This window comes from Paenibacillus sp. 2TAB23 (genome assembly GCF_052115165.1).
Classification (GTDB): Bacteria; Bacillota; Bacilli; order Paenibacillales; family Paenibacillaceae; genus Pristimantibacillus.
Window position 1 is genome coordinate 208,453 of the sequence record NZ_JBFRGD010000013.1, and the last position, 10,762, is coordinate 219,214.

A 10,762-nucleotide genomic window follows, 5' to 3' on the forward strand; every position below is an offset into this window, starting at 1 on the left:
AGAAGGGGCGTCCCTAAGTCATTTATGACTTTTGAGACAGCCCCTTATTTACAACGAATTGCAATTATATATGGTACACATACGTCAATCTCTCTCTTATATTGGACGGCGAAACCTCGCCGAAGCATGAATTAGTACAGTGAAATGGTCAGCGTATCGCGTTCGAAATAGGAATGAAGCGTCGCCTCGCTGCCTACGATCTCTACGCTTATGAGTGATTTGAGACAGGTTTTCAGCGCGTTTTTCCCCGTAGTCAGCTTGCGATTCAGTACGGTGGAAAGTTTTTCGATGGCTTGTTTATTCGTATCGGTTAAATAGACGGGTATCGTTTTATTTTGGAACATCAGCATGGTTTTCATAGTAAGGACCTCCATCCCGCGAAGGATTTTTTTTTATTAGTGTAACTTACAATTATTAAATAATTCTTAAAATTCGGTGAGTATTTGGTTACAATGCTGTAACTTTTGGGGAAATCGCCGTATTTTCAGCGTTATTGCCGATCAAACTCGGCGTTCTGATGCCTCTAGCTGCTTTTTGCGGAACTGAGAAGGTGTACATTTCATCATTTTGCGAAATACTTTAACGAAGTAGCTGATATGGTCGAAGCCAACATCAAGCGCTACCGCCGATACTTTAAGCTCCGGACGAAGCAGCAGATCGGCCGCTTGTCTGATCCGGTACGCATTTAAGTATTCGATAGGCGTCTGTCTCGTCATTGTTTTGAAGAAGCGGCAGAATTGGCCCTCGCTCATCGGAATCTGATCGGCGATTTCGACGATGCGGATCGGCCTGTGGAAATTTTGCTGCATATAAACAATGGCTTTCTTCAGCCTGTCGATTTTGGTTGTGTCGGATGTGCTGGTCTCGCTCCGGTTGCAGAAGCGTCCTTCTGCTGCAATTTCATGAAGCATTAAGTAGAAATGGCCTTTGACGGCTGTTTCAAGACCGTTTGACGGTGTCTCGCAAATGTCCATAATGCTTTGCAGATGGCGAAGCAGCGCAATTTCCCATTTGGTTTGGGGCTGAATATGTCTAGGAAACGTGCGTTTCTTGTCTTGAAGCGGCGAAATGTATTGCTCTTGTACGGCGTCATAGCTTGCGCTTGACAGCAAATGGGTGTCAAAGACGATGGCGCAGAAGGAGCAAGCCTTGTCTCCAAGCGCATGTCCGGCATGAATATCGCCGCCGTCAATAAAAACGGCCTCGCCTGCTCGAACGGGAAAATAATCGGTGTCTACCTGGAACAGCACTTCCCCTTCAAGCACATAAAAAAACTCAGCCTCTGCATGCCAGTGGCAATCCAGAACGGGAACGCCGGGCTCGCTATGTTCGATCCAGTAAGCAGCAAGCGGGAACATGTTGTCGCCATGCAGACGGTCTTCCTTTAATGAATGGCGCGTAGTTTGATCCATTTGGAAACGGCCTCCTGTGTTCGAAAAGGGTGCGATGGCCTAAGTAGAGGCATTTCGTCAAAATAGTGCTATAGATGAGCATTATTTTGTTAGATTAGTTGGATTCATAATCAGTATAATGCAATTATGTAGGAATGCAAATAAAACAAAACAGGAAGGTTGGTTCAGTCCATGAAATTTACAGACGGTAACTGGCTCATTCGTGATGAATACAAAATATTAGGAGCCGTACAAGTACATGATTTCGAGCAAAATGAAGGAAAGCTGACGGCTTACGCATCGCCGCAGCCAATCGTAACACGCTCCAATATGCTGGATACGATGCTGTTGACCGTCCACTTCCATTCGCCGCTTCCAGGCATTATCGGTGTAAAGCTTGTGCATCATGCCGGCGTGACAGAGCGCGGACCGGTATTCGAGCTTTCCTCGCAGACGGGGAACCATGTCGTTATTGAAGAGAATGACGAAGAAGCTGTGCTAACTAGCGGAAGCTTGAGCGTTCACATACGCAAAGGTCCAGTATGGGCAGTCGATTTCTATCGCGACGGCGAGCGCATTACGGGCAGCACGCAGAAGTCGATGGCTTATATTAAAGAAGACAACGGCAATACCTTTATGCGTGAGGAGCTTGACGTCGGTGTCGGCGAATGGGTATACGGACTAGGCGAGCGCTTTACGCCATTCGTACGAAATGGCCAAGTCGTTGACCTATGGAACAAAGACGGAGGTACAAGCTCTGAGCAATCATACAAAAACGTGCCCTTCTACATTACGAACAAAGGCTACGGCGTGTTCGTTAACCACCCGGAGCTTGTATCGTTTGAGATCGCATCGGAAAAAGTAAAGAAAGTGCAGTTCAGCGTGGCTGGCGAGTCGCTTGAATATTTCATTATCGATGGCCCAAGCATGAAGGAAGTTCTGGGCAAATACACGGATTTGACAGGAAAGCCTTCTCTTCCGCCAGCTTGGACATTCGGCCTGTGGCTAACGACTTCATTCACGACTAACTATGATGAAGCGACTGTTAACTCATTCGTAGACGGAATGGCGGAACGTGATTTGCCGCTGCATGTCTTCCACTTTGACTGCTTCTGGATGCGTGAATTCCACTGGACGGATTTCAAATGGGATGAGCGCGTCTTCCCGGATCCTGTAGGCATGCTGTCACGCTTGAAAGAAAAAGGGCTGAAAATTTGCGTATGGATCAATCCATATATCGCGCAGCGCTCCCGTTTGTTCGCAGAAGGCAAGGAAAATGGCTATTTAGTGAAGAAACCAAACGGTGATGTTTGGCAGTGGGATCTATGGCAACCGGGCATGGCACTCGTTGACTTCACGAATCCAGCCGCATGCGAATGGTATGCAAGCTACTTGCGCGAGCTTGTCGATATGGGCGTTGACAGCTTCAAAACAGACTTCGGCGAGCGAATCCCGACTGACGTAGCTTATTTCGACGGATCCGATCCGATGAAAATGCACAACTACTATACTCAGCTTTACAACAAAGTGGTATTTGAAGTGCTTGAAGAGAAGCTTGGCAAAAACGAAGCTGCGTTGTTCGCCCGTTCGGCAACAGCTGGCGGACAAAAGTTTCCCGTTCACTGGGGCGGAGACTGCTATGCGGACTATGAGTCCATGGCGGAGAGCCTGCGCGGCGGATTGTCGCTCGGCATTTCAGGCTTTGGCTTCTGGAGCCATGACATTGGCGGCTTCGAGAATACGGCTCCTGAGCATGTATTCAAACGCTGGTTAGCGTTCGGCTTGCTGTCCAGCCATAGCCGTCTTCACGGCAGCAAATCGTACCGTGTGCCTTGGGCATATGACACGGAAGCAGTGGACGTAACCCGCTTCTTCACGAAGCTCAAATGCCGCATTATGCCTTATCTGTTCAACACGGCTGTACAAGCAACGGAGCTCGGCTTGCCATCCATGCGTGCGATGGTGCTGGAATTCCCTGAGGATCCAACTACCGAGATTCTTGATCGTCAATATATGCTTGGCGATTCGTTGCTGGTGGCTCCGATCTTTAACGAGCAAGGCAATGTTACTTATTATTTGCCAGCGGGCAAATGGACGCATCTGCTGTCCGGCGAGATTGTAGATGGCGGTTCGTGGCGCAAGGAGAAGCATGATTTCTTCAGCCTACCGCTATTCGTTCGTCCGAACTCGATCATCGCGCTTGGCGCTAACGATGTTCGTCCTGACTATGACTATGCAGACGGCGTATCGCTGGAGCTTCATAATCTGGAGGATGGAAAAACAGCAGCAACGATCGTTCGCGATGTAAAAGGCCATACGGAATTGACGGTTACAGCTAGCCGCCAAGGCGGAGCGATTTCCGTTCAAGTCGACGGCAGCGGCAAACCGTTCTCGTTCGCGCTGAAAGGTCTCGGTTCAATCGTTTCCGTAGACGGTGTTACGGGGGAAGTGGATGGCAGCATTCTGAAGCTTGCCGCCGGCCCTAAACAATTGGCGTTTACCATTCATATCTAAGGATATAAGCAGCAGCTCTCTCACAGTCTTGAGCGGACTTGAGGGGGCTGCTCCTCTTTATTCGGGAGAAAGACGAGCATTTACCAAAATCGCATAAGAAAATGTTAATAAAATAGCTGTTTTTCACTTGCCACTGCCGATATAATGAAAGTCGGAAAGCAAAATCAAATACATCAAAATAATAGATACAAGGGAGTGCGGCTCACATGACACGAATGAATGTTGGTTTGCAGTTGTACACAGTACGGGATGCTACGGCACAGGATTTCGAAGGCACACTTCGCCAGGTTGCGGCTATGGGCTACGAGGGCGTTGAATTCGCAGGCTACGGAGACATTAAAGCTGAAGATATGCGTGATTTGCTGCAAGAGTTGAACCTGAAAGCAATCGGAAGCCATATTGGCCTGCATCTTCTTGAAGGGAACCTTGAGGGAGAAATCGCTTATCTTCAAACCATTGGAGCTAAATATGCGATCTGTCCATGGCTTCCAGCTGATTCACGCGATACAGACGCATGGCGCAACCACCTCGTCAAATTCGAAGAGTATGGAAAGCGTTTCCGCGAAGCGGGCATTTCTTTCGCTTACCACAACCATGATTTCGAATTTGAAGTGGAAATTGACGGTCAAATCGTGTTTGATGCGATGTATGAGCGTATCGATGCGCAGTATTTAAAAGTTGAAATGGATATTGGCTGGGTGCAATATTCCGGTGTTGATCCGCTTGCTTACATTGCAAAATACGCAGGCCGTTTGCCGCTTCTGCATCTGAAAGACTTCCGCGCAGGCGAAAAGGGTCAGCAGATCGATACCGTCGAGCTTGGCAGAGGCGATTTGCCGCTTCTGGACATTATTGACGCAGCGTCTAAGGCATCGGTTGAATGGTTGATCGTAGAGCAGGACACATGCGCGAACCCGCCGCTTGAAGCGGTTGCGGAAAGCATGGAATGGATGAAAAAGAACTTTCTTAACCAATAATTTAACTTAGAATGGATAGGGGAAAATATTAATGTCTAAAGTACGCGTAGCAGTTATAGGTTGTGGTTCCATCTCGAAATACCGTCATGTGCCGGAATATGCGGCTCATGATAACGTAGAGCTAGTCGCTTTCGTTGATCCGATCATTGAGCGCGCAGAGCATTTCGCTAACCTTCATGGCGGCAAAGCTTTCGCAGATTATGAAACGATGCTCGCTGAGATCAAGCCGGATGCGGTGAGTGTTTGTACACCGAACGCATTGCATGCATCGATGTCGATTACAGCGGCAAACGCCGGCGCGCATGTGCTGGTAGAGAAACCAATGGCCGTAACGGACGAAGAAGCGGAAGCGATGATCGAAGCGGCTAAGAAAAACGGCGTTCATCTGATGGTTGGCCATAACCAACGCTTCATGCCGCCGCATGTGAAAGCTAAGCAAGTTTTGAAATCAGGCATTCTTGGCAAAGTGCTTACATTCCGCACATCATTCGGTCACCCTGGACCGGATGCTTGGAGTATTGACGGCGCAGAGAGCTGGTTCTTCCGCAAGCCTGAAGCAATTATGGGCGCTATGGGCGATCTAGGCGTTCATAAATCCGATCTTATCCGCTGGATGCTTGATGATGAAGTGTCAGAGGTTGCCGGCTTTGTGGCGACGCTGGACAAAAAAGACACTGAGGTTGACGATAACGCAACATGCTTGCTTCGCATGAAGAGCGGCGCAATCGGCACGCTTGTAGCTAGCTGGACTTACTACAAAGGCGAGGACAACAGTACGATTCTTTGGTGCGAGAACGGCGTAATGAAAATCGGTACGCATCACGATGACCAAGTAATCGTTGAGCTTCGCAACGGCACGATTGAGAAGCATAAGGTTGGAGCGATCTCCACTAACGATAAGCAAGAAACAAGCGGCGTAGTTAATGCTTTCCTTGAGAGCATCCTAACGAATACGACTCCTGCTGTCAGCGGGGAAGATGGCCGTGCTTCCTTGAAAGTTATTCTTTGCGCATTCGAATCGCAAGCAACGGGTAAATTTATTAGCGTAAACTAATGAGTTGGATACCTCCGGTGAGTTGGCATTTGCCAAACCGCCGGAGGTATTCTTTTTTGAACACTATCTTGCATTGTAGAATAGTATGTGTTAAATTGGAAAAAAGAGAAAACACTCGCAGCCAACTATACTGTATTGATGAATAGTAAACGATGCATGATATTATTTATTTTGAAGCGAATGTATTGTTCGTTCGCTTACGGAGGACAGGAAATGAACATCCAATTTAAAAAGGGCGTGCTGGAAATATGCGTTCTGGTGCTGGCAACGAGGGGCGATCGTTATGGATATGAGCTTGCTGTCAAAATATCCGAGAAGTTCGAAGTAGCCGTCGGCAGCGTCTATCCGCTGCTCAGCAGATTGACACAGGACGGATACTTCTCGACCTATTTGAAGGAATCCAATGAAGGACCGCCTCGCAAATATTATCAATTGACGCAAGAAGGCTGGAGCCACATGCGCAGACTGATTGCCGAATGGGAAAGCTTCACGCAGTCCGTAAATGAAATTATAGAGGAAGGTTTGAAGCCATGACGACGAGAGATCGATATATGTTGGAGCTGGAAGGCATGCTTACTATTATCCCGGAGCCACAGCGCAAGGAATGGCTGTACGATTATTATATTCACTTTCAGCAAGCGGTTGAGAACGGACAGAGCGAGGAGGATGCAGCCCTTGAGCTCGGAGACCCTAAGCTGATCGCAAACGAAATATTGCTAGGCTATCGCGTAGACCAGGCTGAGAGCACCAGCAGCTTTGGGAAGCTATCCAAAGCGGTGTTCGCCACGGTGAGCCTCGGCTTATTCAATATTATTTTCATATTGGGTCCATACCTTGCGTTAGCCGCGGTCCTTCTAGCATTATGGGCGGTTGCGGCATCTATCGGCATTGCAGGCTTAGCGGTCATTGCTGAGAGCCTATTGAATGAGACATTCAGCATGCCTCAAGCCTTAACCGTAAGCATCATTACAACCGCTGTTGCTATTCTGCTTTTCATTGGATTAAAGGCGCTGACGGCTTCCTTCTATAAAATGACGTTAAAATATTTGAAATTCAACACAAGAATGGTAAAGGGGAATAACAAATGAAGAAGCTGGCTGCTATTGCGATCATTATGCTCGGAATTGGTATCATCTGCGCGTTTTTCGTTTTTAATGAAAACGACCTGATTAAGTTTAAAGGGGATACCTATACGGATGAAATCACGGTGGATGCTTCCGATATCAGGTCCATCCATACGGAGACAGATACCTTTGATATTACTTTCGTACACAGCGATTCGCAGGATGTAAAGATGAAGCTTGAAGGCAATGTTAGTAAAAAGCTTAAGGATAAGATTATTTTCAAAGCAGATAAAAAGGGAGATGCGTTATATATCGTCGGCGATACGAAAAACGGCTTTAATTTTGGCATCTCGATCGTAAACCTTAAAATGACTATTGAACTGCCGGATAAAATATGGGACACCTTCGATGTGGAGTCGGATACGGGTAAAATTGATATCGACCAAATCCAAGGCAACAAGCTTCTCCTTTCAGCTGATACGGGAAATTTGAACATTTCCAATTATAGCTTCAAGCAAATCGAATTCGATACCGATACAGGGAACGCGACGTTTACGGATGGAGAAGGAATGATCAAAGGCGAGACGGATACCGGAAATATCCGTTTGGAAGCCGCACAATTGCAAAGTGACGTGTCCTTCAATACAGATACAGGCAATATAACGGTTAAAGTCGACAAACAACCAGATTCAGCATCGATTAAAATTAGAAAAGATACAGGAAGAAGCCAAATCGATTGGTCGGGATTTGAAATAGACAAGGAGTCTGGCAACACGGTAGAACGCTCTATCGGTTCAGGTGATGTCAAAATCAGCATAGAGTCTGATACCGGGAATATTAAGCTAGGAAACCGTTAAGAAAATAAAAAGCAAAAGCAGGCTTTGGACAATATTGTTCACAGCCTGCTATTTTGTATGCGTGCCGTCTCGGGTATTCGATTTGCAGCATATACTATAGCAACTGTTAATCCGAAGGGAAGGGATGCAACATGGCTGTCGAACGCAAAAACTTCCGTAGGTTTACTTATGCGGAATACGTATCATATTTGAAGCCTTTTATAACGAAAGTAAAGTTCTCGCAGATTCATGTACATGGCACATGGAAGCCGACGATTGCAGATTATCGCAGAGCATCGGACAAGATGAAAATCATTCAAGCGATGTGGCGCTTTCACGCTGTTACGCAGAATTGGGGAGATATTGCTCAGCATGCGACGATCGATCCGGATGGTTATATATGGGAGGGCCGCTCGCTGCTTGAAGCTCCCGCCTCTGCGGTTGGCTATAATGATTCGGACAATGACCGTATCCATCCATTCATGTTCGAGATGATCGGAAACTTTGATATTGGAGCAGAGAAGCTCGAAGGGGCGCAACTTGCCACAGCCGTTAAGCTGACAAGCCATATTGCGAAGGAATGGAAGCTGCCGGACTCGCAAATTAAATTCCACCGCGAAATGAATCCGGCCAAAACATGCCCAGGCAGCTCGGTTAACAAAGCCTCGTTTCTGGAGCTCGTTCGTGATTGGAGGGATATCGATATGAGCCCTACCGATGCGAACAAAATCATTTCGACATGGTTGTCTCCGGCTTGGTTTGCAGCTACAACGAAAGCGGAGCGTGAAGAGATTCATCGTTTGGCCAATGAGCTCAGAAAAGCAAGCGGACAGCTTTAAATAGGCGCCAAATCAGCTGATGAGCATATTCTCATAAAGCAGCAGCGGTGCAGTATTGCGGGCTGTTTTCATATGATTACCAGTTTTTGTGCCATGAATCGGCCAAAACCCCATGGTAAGATAAGTGGCGTCGGTAAGAACAACACGCAAACAAAACGAATGCGCTGCTGGAATTCAGCAGGAAGCGCAAGTCGCTTTTGTATAAAAAACTTATCTTATTCTAGGAGGAATTATTCATGAAGATGCAACCCATTCGCGTAGGTGTCGCAGGTATAATCGCAGCAACGGTAATCGGCGCAGGATTTACAGCTCCATCAGCAAGTGCAGCACCGGTTGTGAAAACATACTCCAACTTTCAAACCATTATAATCAGTCAAGATACGATTCAGCAGATCGCAGATAGATACGGAGTAGACATTAGCAAGTTTTTGAACGGCGGTACAATTAAATGGCCGACTGGCAGCCAAACAGGAACAACTAAACCTGGCACAGGTACAGTAACAAAACCAGGGACAGGCACTGGAAGCGGAACAGGTACAGTAACAAAACCAGGGACAGGCACTGGAAGCGGAACTGGTACGGTAACGAAGCCTGGCACTGGGACAGGCAATACGACTGGAGGCAACTCGGGTAGTGGGTCGACAACTGGAAACACAGGCTCAGGGAATACAGGCTCAGGTTCAACAAGCTTGACTGCTATACAATCGCAAGTCATTGCCCTCGTTAACCAAGAACGTGCAAAAGCCGGATTATCCGCTCTTAAAAGCGACGCTTTGCTGACGAAAGTAGCAACGGAGAAAGCAAGAGACATGGATGTTAACAATTACTTTAGCCATACATCTCCGACATACGGCTCGCCATTTGATATGATGCGTTCTTACGGCGTAACTTATTCTTATGCTGGTGAGAATATTGCTTCGGGCCAAAAAACGCCACAGGACGTTATGACGGCTTGGATGAATAGCGCTGGTCACAAGGCGAACATTCTGAGCAATAACTTCACTAAAATCGGCGTTGGATATGTAAATGGTGAATGGGTGCAAATGTTTATCGGCTAGTACAAGCAAGTTAAAAATAGCTTTGCAGCAATTCGTTGAGGGCGGCTGCCGCCCTTGACCTTCTTTATCAATAACGCTCTCGAAGTTGTGAAACTTCGGGGACGCACAGGAGGATTTACCGCATGTTTAAAAGACGTACTTTAGCAGCTGCCGTAATTGGATTATCCGTTATGATGGCGGCAGGCACAGTGGACGCAGCTTCAAAAACACATACAACGACTGACAATGATACATTTTGGAAGCTCTCCAAACAATATAACGTTTCCGTGGATGCGCTGATGAAAGCGAACCCAAAGATTAATTCGCAGAACATATATAAGGGATTGAAGCTGAACATACCAGTAGCGGCGAAGCAAGCAGCGGTTTCTTCAGGGGCAGTCCAAAAGACTGTTGCCATGAAAGCAACTGAGGATGCATCTGCTCAGACGATAACAGCGATAAACGGGAAAGAATACGCTTACTCCAAATCGATAAGCGTTCAAGCAACGGCATATACTGCTGCAGCATCAGAGAATGGAAAATGGGGAGCCGTTGATTATTTCGGCGATAAGCTTAAGGTCGGAACCATTGCGGTTGACCCGAAAATGATTCCGCTTGGAACGAAGCTATACGTTACGGGCTATGACTACAACGGGCTTCCGCAAGGCGGCATGGTCGCGACAGCCACGGATATCGGAGGTTCGATTAAAGGCAATAGGATTGATATTTTCGTACCTGGCGTAACAAGTCAAGCATTGTCATTTGGCTTCCAAGACGTTAAAGTTTTTATTCTTGAATAGCTGTAAAAGAAAATCGGGCTGACTCAAAGGGGGTCGCTCGCTGAAGAAACAGCTCGCACTATAAAAATAAGTAGAAAATTCAAAAAAAAGCGGTGCAGAGGATTATGGAACTGACCCCAAACCGTGAGACAAAATAAAACACCTTTAAGTTGAAGATGCGACTATTGTAAAATAATCGTACAACTTGGAGGTGTTTTTGCTTGGGAACAAGAGTGAGTTACCCCGTAGAGGTAAAAATGAAGGCTATTGA

At 46.9% G+C, this 10,762-nt stretch carries 11 protein-coding genes; 9 read left to right on the forward strand and 2 right to left on the reverse strand.

The window, feature by feature from the left end; genetic code table 11:
• Nucleotides 1-131 precede the first annotated feature (131 nt).
• Complete coding sequence (locus AB4Z29_RS19485) at nucleotides 132-359, reverse strand: 3-dehydroquinate dehydratase (RefSeq protein ID WP_138754710.1); 228 nt, start codon at nucleotides 357-359, stop codon at nucleotides 132-134.
• 141 nt (nucleotides 360-500) lie between these two features.
• Nucleotides 501-1,412, reverse strand: a complete 912-nt coding sequence (locus AB4Z29_RS19490; protein ID WP_441944670.1) for an AraC family transcriptional regulator — start codon at nucleotides 1,410-1,412, stop codon at nucleotides 501-503.
• A gap of 171 nt (nucleotides 1,413-1,583) precedes the next feature.
• On the opposite strand from AB4Z29_RS19490, the gene yicI reads away from it, so the two are divergent.
• The 9 genes from yicI (at nucleotide 1,584) to AB4Z29_RS19535 (ending at nucleotide 10,512) form a co-directional block, all read left to right on the forward strand.
• Nucleotides 1,584-3,905 carry an alpha-xylosidase gene (yicI, locus tag AB4Z29_RS19495; protein WP_441944671.1) on the forward strand — a complete coding sequence of 774 codons (2,322 nt, stop codon included), beginning with the start codon at nucleotides 1,584-1,586 and terminating at the stop codon, nucleotides 3,903-3,905.
• A 206-nt stretch (nucleotides 3,906-4,111) separates the two neighbouring features.
• Complete coding sequence (locus AB4Z29_RS19500; protein ID WP_441944672.1) at nucleotides 4,112-4,882, forward strand: sugar phosphate isomerase/epimerase family protein; 771 nt, start codon at nucleotides 4,112-4,114, stop codon at nucleotides 4,880-4,882.
• A 31-nt stretch (nucleotides 4,883-4,913) separates the two neighbouring features.
• On the forward strand, nucleotides 4,914-5,936 hold the full coding sequence (locus tag AB4Z29_RS19505) for a Gfo/Idh/MocA family protein (protein WP_183559082.1): 1,023 nt from the start codon (nucleotides 4,914-4,916) through the stop codon (nucleotides 5,934-5,936).
• 213 nt (nucleotides 5,937-6,149) lie between these two features.
• Nucleotides 6,150-6,470, forward strand: coding sequence for a PadR family transcriptional regulator (locus AB4Z29_RS19510; protein ID WP_183559080.1), 321 nt, complete (start codon nucleotides 6,150-6,152; stop codon nucleotides 6,468-6,470).
• Nucleotides 6,467-7,024, forward strand: coding sequence for an HAAS signaling domain-containing protein (locus tag AB4Z29_RS19515; RefSeq protein ID WP_441944673.1), 558 nt, complete (start codon nucleotides 6,467-6,469; stop codon nucleotides 7,022-7,024). Before AB4Z29_RS19510 ends, AB4Z29_RS19515 begins: the two co-directional genes overlap by 4 nt.
• Complete coding sequence (locus tag AB4Z29_RS19520) at nucleotides 7,021-7,857, forward strand: DUF4097 family beta strand repeat-containing protein (RefSeq protein WP_441944674.1); 837 nt, start codon at nucleotides 7,021-7,023, stop codon at nucleotides 7,855-7,857. The genes AB4Z29_RS19515 and AB4Z29_RS19520 overlap by 4 nt, the downstream gene beginning before the upstream one ends.
• A 131-nt stretch (nucleotides 7,858-7,988) precedes the next feature.
• Complete coding sequence (locus tag AB4Z29_RS19525) at nucleotides 7,989-8,675, forward strand: peptidoglycan recognition protein family protein (RefSeq protein WP_441944675.1); 687 nt, start codon at nucleotides 7,989-7,991, stop codon at nucleotides 8,673-8,675.
• Nucleotides 8,676-8,911: 236 nt separating this feature from the next.
• The gene (locus tag AB4Z29_RS19530; RefSeq protein WP_441944676.1) at nucleotides 8,912-9,733 is read left to right on the forward strand and encodes a CAP domain-containing protein; all 822 of its coding nucleotides are present in this window, start codon (nucleotides 8,912-8,914) and stop codon (nucleotides 9,731-9,733) included.
• Between the two features lie 122 nt (nucleotides 9,734-9,855).
• Entirely contained in the window at nucleotides 9,856-10,512 is a 657-nt protein-coding gene (locus AB4Z29_RS19535; protein WP_441944677.1) for a 3D domain-containing protein, read from the forward strand.
• Nucleotides 10,513-10,762: the final 250 nt, after the last annotated feature.